Origin of the sequence: Aquidulcibacter sp. (genome assembly GCF_044346625.1) — a bacterium.
Classification (GTDB): Bacteria; Pseudomonadota; Alphaproteobacteria; order Caulobacterales; family Aquidulcibacteraceae; genus Aquidulcibacter.
In genome coordinates, this window is sequence record NZ_JBIIYV010000001.1 from 19852 (window position 1) to 37677 (window position 17826).

Annotated in this window: 19 protein-coding genes; 10 read left to right on the forward strand and 9 right to left on the reverse strand. The window is 56.7% G+C overall.

Annotated features, from left to right (window positions below):
- The 4 genes from ACIQ20_RS00070 to pdxH all read right to left on the reverse strand — a co-directional run bounded on the left by ACIQ20_RS00070 (window position 1) and on the right by pdxH (window position 4305).
- Window positions 1–813, reverse strand: a complete 813-nt coding sequence (locus tag ACIQ20_RS00070; protein WP_395776188.1) for a DUF1499 domain-containing protein — start codon at window positions 811–813, stop codon at window positions 1–3.
- Between the two features lie 127 nt (window positions 814–940).
- The gene (locus ACIQ20_RS00075) at window positions 941–2575 is read right to left on the reverse strand and encodes a long-chain-fatty-acid--CoA ligase (protein WP_395776190.1); all 1635 of its coding nucleotides are present in this window, start codon (window positions 2573–2575) and stop codon (window positions 941–943) included.
- 163 nt (window positions 2576–2738) lie between these two features.
- Complete coding sequence (locus tag ACIQ20_RS00080) at window positions 2739–3599, reverse strand: SDR family NAD(P)-dependent oxidoreductase (protein ID WP_395776192.1); 861 nt, start codon at window positions 3597–3599, stop codon at window positions 2739–2741.
- Window positions 3600–3636: 37 nt separating this feature from the next.
- On the reverse strand, window positions 3637–4305 hold the full coding sequence (gene pdxH / locus ACIQ20_RS00085) for a pyridoxamine 5'-phosphate oxidase (protein ID WP_395776579.1): 669 nt from the start codon (window positions 4303–4305) through the stop codon (window positions 3637–3639).
- Window positions 4306–4495: 190 nt separating this feature from the next.
- Between pdxH and ACIQ20_RS00090 the strand changes: the two genes are divergently transcribed.
- Window positions 4496–5224, forward strand: coding sequence for a DnaJ C-terminal domain-containing protein (locus tag ACIQ20_RS00090; protein WP_395776194.1), 729 nt, complete (start codon window positions 4496–4498; stop codon window positions 5222–5224).
- Here ACIQ20_RS00090 and rsmD read toward each other — a convergent pair.
- Both rsmD and ACIQ20_RS00100 read right to left on the reverse strand, forming a co-directional pair.
- Window positions 5221–5793 (reverse strand): 16S rRNA (guanine(966)-N(2))-methyltransferase RsmD, encoded by a 573-nt coding sequence (gene rsmD, locus ACIQ20_RS00095; protein WP_395776196.1) that lies wholly within the window; start codon window positions 5791–5793, stop codon window positions 5221–5223. The genes ACIQ20_RS00090 and rsmD overlap by 4 nt on opposite strands.
- Before the next feature lie 11 nt (window positions 5794–5804).
- On the reverse strand, window positions 5805–6353 hold the full coding sequence (locus ACIQ20_RS00100) for a DUF1003 domain-containing protein (RefSeq protein ID WP_395776198.1): 549 nt from the start codon (window positions 6351–6353) through the stop codon (window positions 5805–5807).
- A gap of 74 nt (window positions 6354–6427) precedes the next feature.
- Here ACIQ20_RS00100 and grxC point away from each other — a divergent pair, with 74 nt between their 5' ends.
- The 4 genes from grxC (at window position 6428) to ACIQ20_RS00120 (ending at window position 9723) form a co-directional block, all read left to right on the forward strand.
- Entirely contained in the window at window positions 6428–6682 is a 255-nt protein-coding gene (gene grxC, locus ACIQ20_RS00105; RefSeq protein ID WP_395776200.1) for a glutaredoxin 3, read from the forward strand.
- A 2-nt stretch (window positions 6683–6684) separates the two neighbouring features.
- A complete protein-coding gene (locus ACIQ20_RS00110) occupies window positions 6685–7503 on the forward strand; it encodes a carbon-nitrogen hydrolase family protein (RefSeq protein WP_395776202.1) in 819 nt (272 codons plus the stop codon).
- Entirely contained in the window at window positions 7500–7979 is a 480-nt protein-coding gene (locus ACIQ20_RS00115) for a DUF1178 family protein (protein WP_395776204.1), read from the forward strand. The genes ACIQ20_RS00110 and ACIQ20_RS00115 overlap by 4 nt, the downstream gene beginning before the upstream one ends.
- A gap of 94 nt (window positions 7980–8073) precedes the next feature.
- Window positions 8074–9723, forward strand: coding sequence for an amidohydrolase (locus ACIQ20_RS00120; protein WP_395776206.1), 1650 nt, complete (start codon window positions 8074–8076; stop codon window positions 9721–9723).
- 9 nt (window positions 9724–9732) lie between these two features.
- Here ACIQ20_RS00120 and ACIQ20_RS00125 read toward each other — a convergent pair whose 3' ends face one another.
- A complete protein-coding gene (locus ACIQ20_RS00125) occupies window positions 9733–10005 on the reverse strand; it encodes a type II toxin-antitoxin system RelB/DinJ family antitoxin (RefSeq protein WP_395776581.1) in 273 nt (90 codons plus the stop codon).
- 197 nt (window positions 10006–10202) lie between these two features.
- The gene (locus ACIQ20_RS00130; protein ID WP_395776208.1) at window positions 10203–10772 is read right to left on the reverse strand and encodes a hypothetical protein; all 570 of its coding nucleotides are present in this window, start codon (window positions 10770–10772) and stop codon (window positions 10203–10205) included.
- 214 nt (window positions 10773–10986) lie between these two features.
- Here ACIQ20_RS00130 and alaS point away from each other — a divergent pair, with 214 nt between their 5' ends.
- From alaS to ACIQ20_RS00155, 5 genes are all read left to right on the forward strand, one after another.
- Window positions 10987–13632, forward strand: coding sequence for an alanine--tRNA ligase (alaS, locus tag ACIQ20_RS00135; RefSeq protein ID WP_395776210.1), 2646 nt, complete (start codon window positions 10987–10989; stop codon window positions 13630–13632).
- Complete coding sequence (locus ACIQ20_RS00140) at window positions 13633–14085, forward strand: hypothetical protein (RefSeq protein ID WP_395776212.1); 453 nt, start codon at window positions 13633–13635, stop codon at window positions 14083–14085. It abuts the gene before it with no gap.
- 76 nt (window positions 14086–14161) lie between these two features.
- Window positions 14162–14536 carry an Mpo1-like protein gene (locus tag ACIQ20_RS00145; protein WP_395776214.1) on the forward strand — a complete coding sequence of 125 codons (375 nt, stop codon included), beginning with the start codon at window positions 14162–14164 and terminating at the stop codon, window positions 14534–14536.
- Between the two features lie 83 nt (window positions 14537–14619).
- Window positions 14620–15408: a peroxide stress protein YaaA gene (yaaA, locus tag ACIQ20_RS00150; RefSeq protein WP_395776216.1), complete on the forward strand. Its 789-nt coding sequence runs from the start codon at window positions 14620–14622 to the stop codon at window positions 15406–15408.
- Window positions 15409–15434: 26 nt separating this feature from the next.
- Window positions 15435–16448, forward strand: coding sequence for a patatin-like phospholipase family protein (locus ACIQ20_RS00155; protein ID WP_395776218.1), 1014 nt, complete (start codon window positions 15435–15437; stop codon window positions 16446–16448).
- Here the strand turns inward: ACIQ20_RS00155 and ACIQ20_RS00160 are convergent.
- Window positions 16445–17710: an MFS transporter gene (locus ACIQ20_RS00160; protein ID WP_395776220.1), complete on the reverse strand. Its 1266-nt coding sequence runs from the start codon at window positions 17708–17710 to the stop codon at window positions 16445–16447. The two genes, ACIQ20_RS00155 and ACIQ20_RS00160, sit on opposite strands and share 4 nt — an antisense overlap.
- Window positions 17711–17826 lie beyond the last annotated feature (116 nt).

Genomic DNA, 17826 nt, shown 5'->3' on the forward strand with positions numbered 1-17826 from the left:
TTACCCCTTCACCGCAGCCAACAAGGCCTCAATGCGCTTTGCATTGGCACCTAAGTCAGAAACGCCAACACGGCTGACAGAACGCATATCAACCGCAGAGCCTGCGCCATCGGCTGTCACAACCAAAACAACATCGTCCTTAAAGCCAAACCAAAAGCTCTCGACACTGGCCTCTAGGCGCAACTTAGCGGGATCTTGTGTGACGACGGTCCAGCCGTTGGCCTTCATGGCAGCTTCAGCCTTTTTGTAGGCATCGGCGGGTGATGTGGTGGCGAGCTTTAATGTCTTGATTTCAGGGTAGGCGTCGGCCTGAATCTGATCTAATGATCGGCCAGACCAAGGAGACAAGCGCTCTTTGTTAAACGGCACGGTCGCATCTTTAGGTACCAGAATTGGATTGGACTTAGCCCCACGCGCCGCCATCATTTTGTCCGAAAAGGTCAAAGGATTAGCGGGATTGGTCGAGATATCGTGGATGGGCGGCACGGCGCGGGCTGCCGAAATCGCCGAAAAGGCCATACCAGCGGCGCCAAGTGCCACAACCCACATAAAGCCCAACGCCGCAAATCCAGCGCGCGGTTTGATGAAGATGACAAGGAGGCTGGTGATAAAGGTCAAGACGATCAGAATGCCGATCATGGGCACACCCATCCCGCCAATCATCTTCACTAGGCCGATGGTCCAAGGCCACAGGCCAAACTTGGTGCCAAGGGCGGCCACCATAAACCAGATCGGAACAAAAATGGCCAAGGCCACACCAATCATCAAAACGATGTTGCGGGCTTTTGCAAAACGGGATTGCGTTTCGGCCATCTTATTCTCCTTAAGGCAGAAAGGCCGCGCTGGCGGCGGCCTATTCCATCTACGTTAGAGTGTCGATGATCCGAGGTAAAGGCGCGATGGGCCAGAACACGCGTCGTTCTGGCCCAGCAAACTGTGATTACGATGCTTTTGCGGTTGGCAAATCGTAATTGGCGAAGGTTTCACGCAGGGCCAGCTTGTTGATCTTGCCGGTTGCACCCAATGGAATGGCTTCCACAAACTGGACGTCATCTGGCATCCACCACTTGGCGATTTTGCCGTCGAGATAGGCCAAGATGTCATCTTTCGTGGCCGTCGCACCTTTGGCGCATTCGATGATCAGAAGCGGACGCTCATCCCACTTGGGATGATATTTGCCAATGACGGCAGCAACCGCGACACCTGGGGCACCCACTGCGACGTTTTCGACATCGATGGAGCTGATCCACTCACCACCGGACTTGATCACGTCTTTGGCGCGGTCGGTGATTTGCATGAAGCCGGCGGTGTCGATGGTGGCGACGTCACCCGTATCAAAGAAGCCGTCTTGGTCTAGGATGTTGCCGCCTTCGCCTTTGAAATAGCCCGCAGCAATAGCAGCGCCGCGCACCACGAGATTGCCGAAGGTTTCACCATCACGTGGTGCCTCCACGCCATCACGCAGAATTTTGATTTCGACGCCAAATGGTGGACGGCCTTGCTTCAGCTTGGCCTTGATCTTCTCATCATGGGTCATGGTGTCGGCATCGGGGCCGAGCGAGCCCAAGGTGCCCAGTGGCGAGGTTTCAGTCATGCCCCAAGCGTGCAATACTTCAACACCATACTTCTCTTCGAACATCCGCATGATGCGCTCTGGCACCGCTGAGCCACCAATGGCGACTTTCTTCAGGGTCGACAGCTTGGAATTGGTCGATTCCAAATGCTGCAACAGCATCATCCAAACGGTTGGAACGGCAGCAGAGAAAGTAACGCTTTCAGTCTCCAGCAATTCGTAGATAGACGCACCATCCATCTTCGCACCTGGCATAACCAGTTTGGCCCCAGCAGCGGGTGCGGACAGCGCGACGCCCCAAGCATTGGCGTGGAACATCGGCACGACTGGCAGGATGACGTCGCGCGCGCCCAGACCCATGACGTCCTTCTGCATGGTCAACAGCGTGTGCAACACGTTGGATCGGTGCGAATAGAGCACGCCTTTAGGATTGCCAGTGGTGCCAGAGGTATAGCAAAGACCCGCAGCAGTGTTCTCGTCAAACCCGCCCCACTTTGCGTCCGCGCTATGGCTTTCGATCCAGCTTTCGTAGTCGATTGCACCCTTCAAGCTGCAAGCCGGCATGTGGTCCTTGTCGGTCAGCACGACATAGCGGGTCACCGGGCTCAATTTATCTTTCAAAGCTTCCAGAATAGGCAGGAAGGTCAAGTCGGTGAAGATGATCTTATCTTCGGCATGATTGACGATATAAACCAATTGCTCTGGGAACAGGCGTGGGTTCAAAGTATGCAGCACAACGCCAAGGCCCATCGCGCCGTACCAGATTTCCATGTGGCGGCCAGAGTTCCAAGCCAGGGTCGCAACCCGGTCGCCCATCTTGATCCCTTCAGCCAACAGCGCATTGGAAACCTTTTTGGCGCGGGTATTGATTTCGCTATAAGTGGTGCGGACAATTGGCCCCTCAACGGAGCGCGTCACAACTTCACGGCGACCATGATTGATCGCGGCATGATCCATAATCTTATCGACAGTCAGTGGCCAATTCTGCATTAAACCGAGCATGTTTATCTCCCAAATTTTTGGCTTGCCAACGTACGGCATTTGCGCCGGCCAAGTGCTTTAGCTGGCCGATTTTGGGCCCTTCCTAAGGCCTCAAGCGCGCACGTCAACTGGGCACGAGCCGAGGCCGCATCACAAGGCTGTAGAATGGGCAGAAAAGGGTCGACTAGGGCAGGAGCGACAGGCTTTTACCGACGACCCGGTCAATCATCCGTGGCGGAAGAAAACGGGCCAGCCACCAATTGACCAACTTATTGGGGACGGGTGCATAGCGCGTTTTGGGATGGGCTGTCGTCAAAGCTTCTTCGACCACATTTGCGACGACGCTGACCTCTAAGCCTTCTTGGTCCATGGCGGCTAAGGATTGTGTGAGGCGCTCTAAAGGCTTGCCCCAAATCGTATCAGCATAGCGGTTACCACCTGCGGCGGCCCCCTTCTCCCAGATGGGTGTCTTAACGGCACCTGGACCCACAACAATGACATCAATGCCGACCAGCAAAAGCTCTCGCCTAAGGCTGTCAGAGAAGCCTTCAACCGCATGCTTGGCTGCGACATAGGCGGCGGTAAAGGGATAGCCGAACTTACCTGAGACGGACGTGATATTGAGGATGCGGCCTTTAGGGCCCGTGCGCGCAGGATCTGCACCTAACAAAGGCGCAAAAACACGACAACAGCGCACGACGCCCATGAAGTTGATATTCATGACCTGCTCAATTTCGCTCAATGGCTGGATCAAAGCAGGACCGGGCAAAGCAATCCCGGCATTATTGACAAGGCCTGCTAGGGTCCGCCCTTGCAAGGCGTCACCAATGACCTGGGCCGCTGTCTCAATGGCTGGCAGGTCCGAAACGTCAAACAAAACAGCTTGCCCATTAGCACCAAAAGCGGCGTTCAAAGCATCTGCATCGGCCTGCTTACGGACGGAGGAAAACACGTAGTGGCCTTGCGCCACCAGTCGGTCAGCAATCGCCCGACCGATCCCGGTTGAAGCCCCCGTGACCAAAAAGGCCTTTTGATCTGCGCGCATGACGATACTTTCTAAAACGACGGAAGGAAAAATCGCTCTACGGATAAAGCTTGGATGTGGACCATGGCGCTGTGGCATCGCCCCGCATAAACTCTAAACGATCATGCAAGCGAAATGGACGGTCGCGCCAAAATTCAATTCGTATTGGCACCAGACGAAAGCCGGACCAGAAATCAGGCCGCGGCACCTCACCAATGCCAAACTTCAAGGCATAGCTCGCTACATTTTTCTCAAGTGCAAAGCGGTCTTCCAGCGGGCGGGACTGCGCACTCGCCCAAGCCCCGATCCGGCTATCGCGGGCACGCGAGGCAAAGTAGGCATCCGCTTCTTCTTGGCTGACAGAGGTAATTGCGCCACGCACACGAACCTGACGTCGCAGACTTTTCCAATGAAAACAGAGCGCTGCTTGCGGATTGTCGCTAAGTTGCTGCCCCTTGTAACTTTCTAGATTGGTGTAGAAGACGAAGCCTTGGGGGTCGAAATCCTTGAGAAGAACCATGCGCACATCCGGCAAGCCATCGCTGTCGGCCGTAGCCAACGCCATCGCATTGGCATCATTGATCTCTTTTTCCTTGGCCTCCTTCAGCCAAGTACCAAAGAGTTCAAATGGGCTAGCTGATGCTTCCAACTCTAATTGGTGGTCACCAGTCGCAGCTTGGTAGTCGGCCTCAGAAGGTGTCGGGGGGATAAGGGTGTTGGCGGTCATGCCAGCAATGTAGTGCACCGCCATACATTCGCCAACTCGAAGCGTCGTGGCTTAGCTGTTCTGCGTCTAACACCTCGGCAACCGCCTTGAAAAAACGCGCTGCCGCGCCTGCAAAAATCAATGGGCAAAAGATGAAATTTAGCGATTGAATTTACACGTCGTTAACCGTGCCGAGACGATGGTCTGGCCCATGTCTTCACCCTATGCCATACTCGGGCTTGAGCCCAATGCTGATCCCCGTGCCGCTAAGGCCGCGTTTCATGCTGTCGCCAAATCTTGCCACCCAGATGTCAATTCTGACCCGCAAGCTCGACAACGTTTTGAAGAAGCACGTGAAGCTTACCGCGTTATTACGCTGGGTGCTGCATCGGCCGATATTGGCCGTGTCGGCAGCCCGCGTGCCGGTCGCATGACCGAAATTGACCTAGAAGTTTCTGTCTGGATTGCCGCACGTGGCGGTTCCGTCAAAGGCTCCTGCCCGCTTGGCAAAGCCAGTGTTCGGGTGCCCGCTGGTGCCCGCGCTGGCGATCGCATCATCGCGCGAATTGGTAAAACCGATGTGGCTTGCGTGATCCGCATTGCTGACACCGATGGCTTTGAAATTGACGGTGGGAACATCGTCACCACGCTGACCTTGTCTGCGGCGCAAGCCAAATCTGGTGGCGGCGTCGAAATCGAAACGCCGATGGGCCGCTTACGCCTGAACGTGCCAAAAGAAAGCCAAGATGGCGACCGTTTGTTGGTCGCTGGCCGTGGCCTGCCAGCCGCCAATGGCCGCCCGGCGGGTGACCTTTATCTTGACGTTGAGATTATCGAGACCATGACGGACCGTGCTGTGGCAGCCTTGGACAAGATCCTAGCCAAAGCCCGCCGCCCGCGCGCAGGCAGTGACCATTTCGGCCAAGATCAAGTCGCTTAAGCGCTAACCTCGCTTAAAGTCAGAAAGATCACTTCAGCCGCGCCATAGGTCCGGCTGTCCAACACACCATAGCCAGCTGCTGCGAGCGCGGGTTCACCGCGGCCCCGCTCTAGCATTACCAGCGACTGGCCATGTAACCAGCCTTGCGTCAGCCCCTTAAGCGCTGCCAGATCATAGCCCTTGGCATAGGGCGGATCGAGAAACACCAAATCAAACGGGCCATTAGCTGTTGCGGGCATGACACCCAAATCGGTCGCGTCGCGCTTCCAAACCCGTGTGATACCTTGGGCAGAGCAGGCCTCAATATTACTTGCCAAGGCTGCCCGGGCTGCGGGATCAGTGTCGACAAACAGGCAGTGGGCCGCCCCACGAGATAGAGCCTCCAACCCCAGGGCACCGGTTCCAGCAAATAAGTCCAGCACTTTGGCCCCATTTACTCCGGGCGACCACGGCGCATGCTCAAGAATATTGAAGACCGCTTGGCGCGCACGGTCAGACGTTGGCCGCGTTGAGTCCCCCGTAGGGGCTGCCAGCGCCTTTCCTTTCCATCGCCCTGAAACAATGCGCATGAAATTTGCCTCTAAGTCGTCTTAGCCAGATGGCGGTCGAGCTTCTCGTGCAACTGCGACAAGTGCAGCCGCAGCAGAGCAATCTCATGCTCGGATTTAACATTGACCTCGTAATCCATCCGCGTTGTCAGACGATCTTTCTCAGCTTGGCGGTTCTGCGCCATCATAATGATGGGAGCTTGGATCGCTGCCAACATCGATAAAATGAGGTTCAAGAAAATGAAGGGATAGGGGTCAAAGCGTGCTTGGCCATGTAGGATTACCAAATTCAGCGTCGCCCAAATAAACAGAAAGATGCCAAAACTGATCACAAAGCCCCACGAGCCGCCAACTTCGGCAACCCGATCTGCCAGCCTCTCGCCAAAGGTCGTTTGCAATTCGAACGCTTCGTTTGCATCCTGCGTATTATGGACACGATGGGCAATGGCGCACACTAAGGCTTGGTCCTTGGCCGAAAGTCGGGCAAAGCCCCCCTCTTCCAACAGGATTTGACCTAGCATATGTGCTTGTTCAGGTGGCAGATCAGCGACTTCTGCCGCTGAAGTGTAAGTTTCGGTCATGGTGGGGGCTCCAAATCAGGCCAATCATCTCTATATGACAAAGATGCGAACGACAATTTTTTAGGACGAGTCCCATGGCCGCCGTTACGATCTATACCAAATTCTACTGCCCTTTCTGTGAGCGCGCCTTGGCGCTGCTTGAGAAAAAAGGGGCGGACATTACCAATATCGAAGCCTCGTCTAACAAAGAGATGCGGGCCAAGATGAACGAGCTGTCGGGACGCAATACATTCCCGCAGATTTTCATTGGCGGCACCCATATTGGTGGTTGCGATGATTTGATGGCGCTCGAGGCCAAAGGCGGCCTTGATCCATTATTGGCGGCTTAGCCTTGGTCAAGGTTGCTGTCCTTCAATTGCGGACACCGGCGCGCCTAGACGCCGCGCGTGCGCAGCTTGAGCCCTTGTTGGCCCGCGCCGCTAAGGCCGGGGCCAAGCTGATCGTGACACCTGAAGGCACCAATATCCTACAGCGCGACCGCGCCCGATTTGATGAAGCTGCCCTGTTTGAGGATGAAGCCGAGGCGCTCGACTGGTATGGAGAGCAGGCAAAAGCCTGTGGCGTGCATCTGTTGATTGGCTCAGCCCTCCTGAAACGACGCAGCGGGAAAGCAGCGAACCGTAGCCATTTTTTTGGACCGGACGGCAGCTTATTGGCCACTTATGACAAGATCCATCTGTTTGACGTGAATTTGGGCGCAGGCCAAGAAACCCGCGAGAGCAATGCCTACGAGCCCGGTGACAAGGCTGTTGTTGTGGAAACCGACTTTGGCACGCTGGGCCTGACCATCTGCTACGATGTGCGCTTCCCCCATTTGTATCGCGACTTGGCCAAGGCCGGTGCGCAGATCATCGCAGTGCCTGCGGCCTTTACTGCCCCCACAGGCAAGGCCCATTGGCATACTTTGCTGCGCGCCCGGGCGATTGAGACCGGTGCCTATATTCTGGCTGCTGCCCAAGGTGGCAATCATGAAGATGGACGCGCCACTTTTGGCCACAGCCTGATCATCTCGCCCTGGGGCGACATAATCGGTGAACTCGCCCATGATAATCTTGGCGTTCTGTTAGCCGATCTCGATTTAGAGCGCGTCACCATCGCACGCGACAAAATCCCCTGTTTGACCCATGACCGTGACTATCAAAGCCCATGATCAAATATGCGCTTCGCTGTGATCAGGCACATGACTGGGAAGCTTGGTTTGACTCTATGGCAGGTTATGAGACCCAGGTCGGGCGTGGCTTGGTTGAGTGCCCGTTGTGCGGATCAAAAGCTGTCGAAAAAGCGCCGATGGCCCCCGCAGTCCTATCCTCAAAGTCTGACCGCCCTGCCCCACCTGTCCCTGCCGATGCCCCCGTCCCCGTCGCCAATGAACCAGACCCAATGAGCTTGCCAGAGCCCGTCAAAGCTTTCTTCCAAGGCTGGAAGGAGCATATTGAGCAGCATTACGACTATGTCGGCGACGCTTTTGCCAAAGAGGTACGCGCCATGCATGAGGGCGATAGCGAAGAACGCCTCGTCTATGGCCAAGCCACTGCCAAAGAAGCCAAAGAACTGATTGAAGACGGAATATCTGTAGCGCCGCTTCCGGCCTTAGCCAGCCCAAAACCTGTGCGCGGCTATCATTGATGCTTTAGGGGCTGGCTGTGGGTAGAGGCCCATTGCCAATTGACAGCCATCCGTCTGTGCCTGACTCTTGTCCCTTATGAGAGGGAGATAGGGTATGAATCGTCGCGATCTTTTGGCACTTGGTTCTGCGAGCCTTTTAGGCGGCCCGGCTCTCGCCTCCACCTCCTCCGCACGCACCATTCTCACCGGTGGGCCGATACATAGCGGCATCGCGGGCCAAGGCCCTGCCGAAGCCATCGCCATTGAGGGTGGCCGGATCGTCAGTGTCGGCAGCCTACGCGCCGTGCGTGCCGCTTTACCGCGCGCAAAGGAAATCGACCTTGCAGGCGGCGCGGCTTTACCAGGCCTTGTGGATGGCCATGCGCATATGACGGGCATCGGCCTGCGCGAGATGACGCTGAACCTCGATAGCGTCAAATCCATAGCAGAGCTTCAGACCAAGCTTGCGGCTTGGGCCGCGCAAAACCCGACCGGACCGATTGCCGGGCGCGGCTGGATCGAAACCCACTGGCCCGAAGGCCGTTTCCCAACAAGGCAGGATGTCGACGCCATTGTGCCAGACCGGCCTTTGCTTCTTGGCCGCTCGGATGGACATGCCGCGCTGGCAAATAGTGCCCTTTTGAAGCTTGCAGGCATTGACGCGAGCACAGCCAATCCCCCCGGAGGGCAAATCCTAAAGGACGCCTCGGGTCAGCCGACGGGTATGCTGATCGATAATGCGCAGGCACTCGTTGAAAACCGGATGCCAACAGCAACACCGGACATGATCCGCCAAGCCCTGATCAAGGCCGATCGCCTCTATGCTTCGCGCGGCTGGACCGGCCTGCACAATATGAGCGTTTCGGGCGAGGACTTGATCGCGCTTAAGGCGCTTGCCCTCTCCGGCGAAGTCCAGTTGCGGGTCGATAATTATCTCGACATCCCATTTGCCGCCGACGTATTGCGGCGTGGGCCCAGTGTCGACGCCACGGGCAGGATCAGCACACGCGGGGTCAAAATCTATTCCGACGGCGCGCTGGGCTCGCGCGGTGCGGCCCTGCTCGCCCCTTATGCGGATGCACCAGAGTCCGAAGGTCTGTTGCTGACGCCGGAAGAGCAAGTTTTAACTGTGCTGGAGCGGGCCAAGAAGTCTGGCGCACAAGTTGCCATGCATGCCATTGGCGACCGCGGCAATCGCCAAAGCCTAGACTGGTTTGAACGCGTGCTGGGCCGCGCCAAGACCAATCGCCGTTGGCGGATTGAGCATGCGCAAGTCGTCTCACCACCGGATATGCCGCGCTTTGCGAAACTTGGGGTGATTGCCTCCATGCAACCCTCCCACGCTATTGGCGATCTGTTCTTTGCGCCCTCGCGCTTAGGCCCAGAACGCCTCAAAGGCGCTTATGCTTGGACAAGCCTATTGAAGACCGGTGCGGTGGTTTGCGGCGGCTCTGACGCACCGGTCGAACAAGGTGACCCGCGCATCGAGTTTTATGCGGCCATCTATCGCCACGCGCTCAATGGCTTTGTTGGCCCAGATTGGGGCCTGGAAGAGCGCGTTTCGCGCCAACAGGCTTTGAGCATGTTCACGCGCTCTGCCGCTTATGCGGTGGGCGCAGAGCGCAGCCGCGGCACTTTGGCTATTGGCCAAGCAGCCAGCATTAGCGTCTTCTCGCGCGATCTTATGAGCGTGAAACCCGCCGACATCCTCGACGCCAAGACCGTCCTCACCATGGTGGACGGCAAGATTGTGTATGAGGCTTAAAAGCGGGCTTTAGTCGTCGTCGTTGTTCAGATAATTCATTAAGTCGTCGACGCGCTCAAAGCGCTTGCCTTTCCCGGCTCGCGCCTCATCCATGGCCGCTTGCGTGACCCGATTGGGTACTTTGACGTCAAACGGCAAAGCCCGTTCAGCCGCGACTCGCAGCAGCATCATGCGGATGGCGTCCGAAACCGACAGGCCCATTTTTTCAAGAACTTCTGTCGCTTCTTGCTTCAGGTCAGCGCTGATGCGCGCCCGTACGACTTGATCGCTGGCCATGATTATCGTCCAATCGGATGTTTGTAGCTACAACATAGCTACAAACTTCGTACAGGCAAGTGAGTTTATTGCTGCTTTGGGCAACGAAAGCCCAGTTTGTTCAATACCTCTTTCGGCTCGGCTCAAACAGCGAACTCTTGCAATGCCTGCCCCATGTCGGCAAGGCACACCGGACTATTTGAGTGGGTGCCACCAATGGCTTTTCAGTATTGCACATCATCCATGCACTGGAACCCAGTAAAATTCTTCTTCTCATTGACGACGACGCCCGAACACTTACCATCGTTCTCGAACTTGCATGAAAAGCTAATTTGGCCAAATTTTTCGCATTTTTGACCAAGTGTCGATGCAGGCAGACTGGGCTCTGAAATACTGTAGCTTGGTCCCATGCCAGCCCCGAACTGAACGTCATAGGTTAAGAGCGACCACGCAGCGTCCTCACCAAATGGATCGCTATAGCGAAACTGGCAAATTCCAATTTCCTGCATAAAGCTCTCTGAAGACTTACGCTTTAGCGTGCTTGCTCGTTGCTGAGTGAGTGTCTGCGCGCACAATTCTTGCATTTGCGAAAGACCAATTGGTAAGATTTCACAAGCGGACGCTTCTGAAAAGACCCGTTCTTTGCGTTGGCAGTCTTTTTGGGCGGCGGTAACCTTTGGCACTAATGACGCATCAACTGCTTCTTGCTTGGTCCGGCCTTGAATCGTCCACACAGCAATCACGAAGGCAACAACAAGTAATCCAGCTAGCAAAACCCGGTGATGTCGTTTCATTCGGAAAACTTTCACTCAAAAATCGGCTAATACAAGTTGTGACCCCACGGTATAATATCACATCGAATGGTTCTCCAACTTCACATTGTGAAGAATGGCGACATCCACCCCCCCCCTGCAATCCATCCCGCCAGCCACTTGGCGTTCAGGCCACGGCTGCCTATAGATTTGCGAACACTATTTTAAGCGGCACCTCGTGCCTGGACGGGAAGTTATGGCTAGCGTTAACGACATTCGAACTTCGTTTTTGGACTTTTTCAAATCCAAGGGCCACACCGTAATGGCGTCCAGCCCACTGGTGCCGCAAAATGACCCGACTTTGATGTTCACCAATGCGGGCATGGTCCAGTTCAAGAACGTGTTTACGGGGGCAGAAACCCCGCCCCAGCCGCCGCGTGCTGCGACCAGCCAAAAGTGCGTGCGTGCAGGTGGTAAGCATAATGACCTCGACAATGTCGGCTACACCGCGCGCCACCATACCTTCTTTGAAATGCTGGGGAACTTCTCGTTCGGCGATTATTTCAAGGACGAAGCGATCAGCCATGCATGGGAATTGCTGACCAAGGATTTTGGCATAGATAAGTCAAAGCTGATTGTCACCGTCTATCACACCGATGACGAAGCCCGTGCCCTGTGGCGCAAGATTGCGGACCTCAGCGATGATCGCATCATCTCCATCCCCACCAGCGACAATTTCTGGTCGATGGGAGATACGGGCCCGTGCGGGCCGTGCAGCGAAATCTTCTATGACCATGGCGACCATATTTGGGGCGGTGTGCCGGGCAGTGCCGAAGAAGATGGCGACCGCTGGATTGAAATCTGGAACCTCGTCTTCATGCAGTTTGAGCGCCACGCTGACGGCAGCCAAACCAGCCTGCCCAAGCCCAGCATTGATACGGGCATGGGGCTGGAACGTGTCTCGGCCGTGCTGCAAGGCGTGCACGACAATTATGACATCGACCTGTTCAAGACCCTGATCGCGGCGTCTGAGAACCTGACCGGCGTTAAGGCTGAAGGCGACAAGCGCGCCAGTCACCGCGTGATTGCTGACCACATCCGCGCGTCCAGCTTCTTGATCGCCGATGGGGTGACGCCATCCAACGAAGGGCGCGGCTATGTGCTTCGCCGCATCATGCGCCGCGCCATGCGCCACGCCCATATGCTGGGCGCGAGCGAGCCATTGCTACACCGTTTGGCCCCGGTCCTGATCCAAGAAATGGGCGGCGCTTATTCCGAATTGCGCCGGGCTGAGGCTTTCATCACCTCCACACTCGAGCAAGAAGAAGTTCGCTTCCGCCGAACCTTAGGCCGCGGCCTGTCCTTGCTGGACGAAGAGAGCGCGGGGCTGACGCAGGGCCAAGAGCTGTCGGGCAAAGCTGCCTTCCAGCTTTACGACACCTATGGCTTCCCCGTCGATCTGACCCAAGACGTCTTGCGCGCACGCGGTATCGGCGTCGACATGACGGCCTTTAATGCGGCAATGGACGAGCAAAAGGCGTTAGCACGCGCCGCTTGGGCGGGCAGCGGCGAAGCTGGCACCGATGCAATCTGGCTGACCTTGAAAGATGAGCAAGGCGGCAGTGAATTCTTGGGCTATAGCCAGAGCGAGGCCAGCGGCCAATTGGCAGCAATTGTGGTCGGCGGCGCAAAAGTCGACGCGCTTGCTGAAGGCGAGACCGGCGAACTGGTGTTCAACCAAACTCCCTTCTATGCCGAAAGTGGCGGCCAAGCCGGTGATCAGGGCGTGATCCGCTTTGACAATGGTGCCGTCTTTGAAGTCGAAGACACTTTAAAGCGCGCTGGGGCCATCCATGGCCATAAGGGCAAGCTGGTCCAGGGCGGGATCAAAGTCGGTGACGCCGCTTCATTGACCATTGATGCGCCGCGCCGCAACGCCATCCGCGCCAACCACAGCGCGACGCACTTGATGCATGCCGCGCTGCAAAACGTGCTGGGCCCACATGTGACGCAGAAGGGCTCGCTAGTTGAAGCTGATCGTTTGCGCTTTGACTTTGCCCATGGCGCAGGCCTTTCGCGGGCAGAAATCGACGCCATTGAGGCTGAGGTAAACGCAGTCGTGCGGCAAAACACGGAAGCGTCGACCCGCTTGATGACGCCCGATGAAGCCATTGCCGAAGGCGCGATGGCATTGTTTGGTGAGAAATATGGCGACGAAGTACGCGTGCTCGCCATGGGCCGGAAGCTCGACCACGCACCAAAGTCCTATTCGGTCGAACTCTGCGGCGGCACCCACGTCGGCCGTACCGGTGACATCGGCAGCTTTGTGATCGTTTCTGAAGGCGCAGTTGCCGCTGGCGTGCGCCGGATCGAAGCCGCGACTGGCCAAGCCGCCCTCGATCACCTCAAGGCCGAGGCCGCAATTGCACGCGCAGCGGCAGAGCCCTTAAAGGCGCAATTGCCAGACCTGCCCGCGCGGATTGAGGCGATGATTGCTGACCGTAAGCGGCTCGAAAAAGAACTGACTGACGCCAAGCAAAAGCTTGCTCTCGGTGGCGGCGGCGGTGCTGCGGCTGCCATTGAAGAGATTGGCGGCGTAAAACTTGATGCCCGCATCCTCGACGGCATTGGGGCCAAGGACTTACGTCCCATGGTTAATGAAGCGATCCAGAAACTGGGCCAAGGCGTGGTCGCCTATGTTGCCGCAGCAGACGGGAAAGCCGCCATTGCGGTGGCCAGCACGGTTGCCAGCGTCAGCGCGGTGGATCTGGTCAAAGCCGCTGTACTCGCCATGGGCGGGCAAGGCGGCGGCGGTAAGCCCGATTTTGCTCAAGGTGGTGCGCCGACAGCGGATGCCGCCTCTGCAGGCCTAGACGCCGTGAAAGCGGCCATGACCAACTAGATGAAACAGTTCGACTATCTGATCCTGATCCCGACCGATCCCACTTACGTCCCCAGTGACGAGCAAGCCGAAGCCGGCGCCGATGCACTGGAGGCTTTGCTGCCGCGTGCCGACGAAGTCAGCTATGACATGTTCGATGATGTGCGCTTCATCGATGGCGGCGAGGCGTTTGAAGCCATCACCTGCCCGCACTGCGGCAAGGATGCCAAAGCTTGGTGGGAAGGCGCGATGGATCAGGCAGCAGAGACCGAGTTTGAAGATTTGGCCGTCGTGGCCACCTGCTGTGGCGGGGCAACCAATCTGAACGCGCTGATCTATCAACCTGCTGCGGCCTTTGCTCGCTTTACTTTGGTTGCCACCAACTCCCAGGTCGAAACCCTCGCCCTCGAGGCTCTGATCCCAGTTGAGGCGGCATTGGGCTGTGCTGTGCGTGTGGTGCGGCAGAAGGTTTAGCCCCGCCCCAAATAATTTTCCCCAAATACCCGAATTGGCCCTTGCGTTTGCGGGCGAGCGACCACACATGCAGCGCATGACCGACGAACACGCAACCACCGCCCCGACCGATGCTCCTGACTCAAACATGGGCTCTAGCCCTGCCCGCTTTGCGAGCTTTGAGGAGTTTTATCCGTTTTATATTTCTGAGCACCAAAATGTGATCAGCCGCCGCCTGCATATCGTTGGCACAGGCCTTGTCTGCTTGTGTTTGCTGATGGTCGTCCTTTGGGGCGTCGTGGGTGGCTTCCAATACTTAGTCGCAGCCCCAATCGTCGGCTATGGCTTTGCTTGGGTTGGCCATTATTTCTTCGAGAAGAATAAGCCAGCGACCTTCACTTATCCCGCTTGGAGCCTAATGGGCGACTTCCGGATGTTTGGTGAGACCATCACGGGCAAGCGCGCTTTCTAACCAGCCCTCGTCGTCAAGAAACACCTTGCAGGGGGCGATCATCATGCATTGCCCCCTCGCCCAAGCAGCCCTATTTTAGGGCCATGCTGATTCTACTCTCCCCCGCGAAAAACCTTAATTACGAGCCGGTCTCTCAAGACCTGCCAGCAACCAAGCCACGCTTGGAAGCCGATATTGCAACGCTCGCCAAAGTAACGGCCAGATTAAAGCGGTCCGACATTGCCAAGCTGATGCATTTGTCTGACAATTTGGCAGATTTAAACTACCAGCGCTTTCAAGCGTTTGACCCGGGCCTTGATGGGCCTGATGTGCTTCAAGCCGCCTTGGCGTTTAATGGCGATGTCTATCAAGGCTTACAGGCGCGAGATTTAAGCGCCGAGGATTTGAACTGGGCGCAGGACCACGTCCGCATCCTGTCGGGCCTTTACGGTCTTTTGCGCCCGCTCGACGTCATTGCGCCATACCGCTTGGAGATGGGCACACGGCTGAAGACCCGACGCGGCGAGAGCCTCTATGACTTTTGGGGCGACCGGATATCCAAAGCTCTGAATAGCGACTTAGTGGGCCAAGCTGCGCCCATCGTGCTGAACCTTGCCTCTACTGAATATTTCAGCGCCGTTTCCAAGAAGGCGTTACAAGCGCGAGTCATCACGGCGAACTTCAAAGAGATAAAGGATGGCGAGGCCCGCGTGTTGAGCTTCTATGCCAAGCGGGCGCGCGGCACGATGGCGCGCTTTTGCATTGAAAATCGTATCACCGATCCAGAAGCCATCAAAGCTTTTGACGTTGATGGCTACCGCTATGACGCGGCAAGTTCCAAAGCGGATTCGTTAGTGTTCTCGCGCCCTCAACCATCGGGCAAGGTGGGCTGAACCCTATAGCCAAGCCTGCCCTCAACATGGCGCTGCAAGGTGGTGGCTCTCACGGGGCGTTTGCGTGGGGGATTTTGGATGGGCTCCTCGAAGAGGACAAGTTTGACATTGCCGCCATCACCGCGACCAGCGCCGGGGCGATGAATGCAGTGGTCTGCGCCGATGGCTTGCGAACGGGCGGGAACGCGGGTGCGCGCGAGGCGCTGGCGCGCTTTTGGCAGAAGATTAGCACGACGCGCGGGCCCTTCAGTCCGGTCAGCCTGAACGCTATCCGCAAGGCTTTTGACCCATTCGGCCTCTTCAAGGCGGCAAGCTTTCAATGGTTTGATGCGCTGACAAGCGTGGCGAGCCCCCACGAGTTTAATCCTTGGAATTTCAACCCCTTGCGCGACACTCTTCAGGATGTTGTTGACTTTGAAAGCTTAGCAAAAGATCCACCTTTCAAGCTCTTTATCGCCGCAACCAATGTCAAAAGTGGGCGTGCGAAGGTGTTTCGCACCCATGAGGTCAGTGCCGATGTGACCTTGGCTTCGGCCTGCCTGCCCTATTTGTTTCAAGCCGTCGAAGTGGATGGGCAAGCCTATTGGGATGGCGGCTATATGGCCAATCCAGCGCTCTGGCCGCTCTTCTATGAAGCGGGTTTACCCGACGACTTGCTCCTATGTGCGTTGAATCCACAGACGCTAGACACCGTGCCAAAGACCAGTGCGGCGATCATGGACCGCTTAAACGAGATTACCTTTAACGCCAGTCTGATCGCAGAATTGCGCGCCATCGCCTTTGTCCAGCGCCTCTTAGAGGATGAGGAGATAGGCGATAAATTGAAGGACCGCTATCGGGACGTGAAAGTCCATGCCATCAAGGCCGATGACGCGCTGAAGGGCTTGGGTGCAGCCAGTAAATTCAATACCGACTGGGACTTTCTAACCGGCCTGCGCGATCAAGGAAGGGCAGCGTGGAAGGAATGGTCCAGCCAATGTGGAACAGCGGTCGGGCACCACAGCACGGTGGACTTGGCGAAAGACTTCCTAGACCGCTAGGCTTTGCTAACGTCTTCCTCTTCGCCTTCCACCAAAACCCGGCCCTTGGTCTCTGGTAAAAAGGCGATGGCGATGAGTGCCAAGACCACCAACGGCATGATGGCGATGAGAGCGTGGCCAAGGCCCCCTAAGACTGGGATCAGGAAAGCGACCAAACTCCCCCCCACGATCGCACCACCACTGGCCCCGATTTCAGAGGTACCGGCAACGGTGGCGCGCGCCTTTGTGGGGATGAGCTCGGTCATCGTGGCACGAAGCGCAACAGACGCCGCAAACCAGGCCATATAGCCAAGGCTCAACGATGCGCCGACGAGGCCAAACTGGCTGCTGCCATAGACGCCTGAAAGCCCAAGGACACAAATGAGCGTAGCAGTCAGGGCAACAGGCTTACGCCCAAAGCGATCTGCCAATCGTCCGCCGAGGAAGGTTCCGACCAGACCAATCAGGCCAGCCGCAAATGAAACCAAAGCGACTTGGCTTGGCTCCCACTTCGCAACCGACTGCAGATATTGGGAATTGTAAGACAAGGCGGGCGAAATTGGCAGCCAGAACAAGAAATAAGCAATCCCAATCAGGATCACGGGCCGACGATGGGTGCGGATCAGCGCAAACGGATCGGCTTGCTTGGCCTGACTAGCCGCGACAAAGGCCGCACTTTCGGGCAGCGCCAACCGCCAGATGATGGACAAAAGTGCCGGCACCGCGCCTGCTGCATACATCCAGCGCCACGCATCAGGCTGGTCGGCAAAGGTGCCATAGGCCACCAAGGCCACACCATCGCCAGAGGCCCCTAGAAGCGCCAACAGCCCCAGCATCCAAGCCCGCGCGCGTGCTGGGGCTGCCTCTGCCAAAAGCACCACGGCCAATAACTCATCGACCATCGTGAACAAGCGGGTGAAAAAGAGGCCCGTCGCGAGCATTGCCGCATTTTGTGCAAAAGCGGTTAGCAAAGCGGATGCCGAGAACCCCAAAATGGCTGCCAAGAAAAGCGGCTTTCGGCCAATCCTATCAGCCATCAAGGTCAACATCACGGCAGGAATTGCCCCGACCTTGGCAATCGTGCCGATCAAGACCGAGGTCTGATCATCATAGCCAAATGCCTGTTGGAATTGTGGGAGTGCGAGGGTCGATAATTGGAAATCATACCGGCTGGCCATAAAGGCGGTGCCAACCACAAATAACAAGAACCAGACGTCCTTCTCAATCTTCGGACGACCGCTATTGCCCGGCGAACTTGACCCTTGTGGTGCCTCGGCACGCATTGCAATTCCCCCAGCTTTTATCGTGATTAGGCGGGCTGTGCGCGTTTATATGCCGCCAGATTTCATGCCTAACCTTAGCTTAGTTTTTTGGTACTTGTCGCCTGCCCAGACCGTCC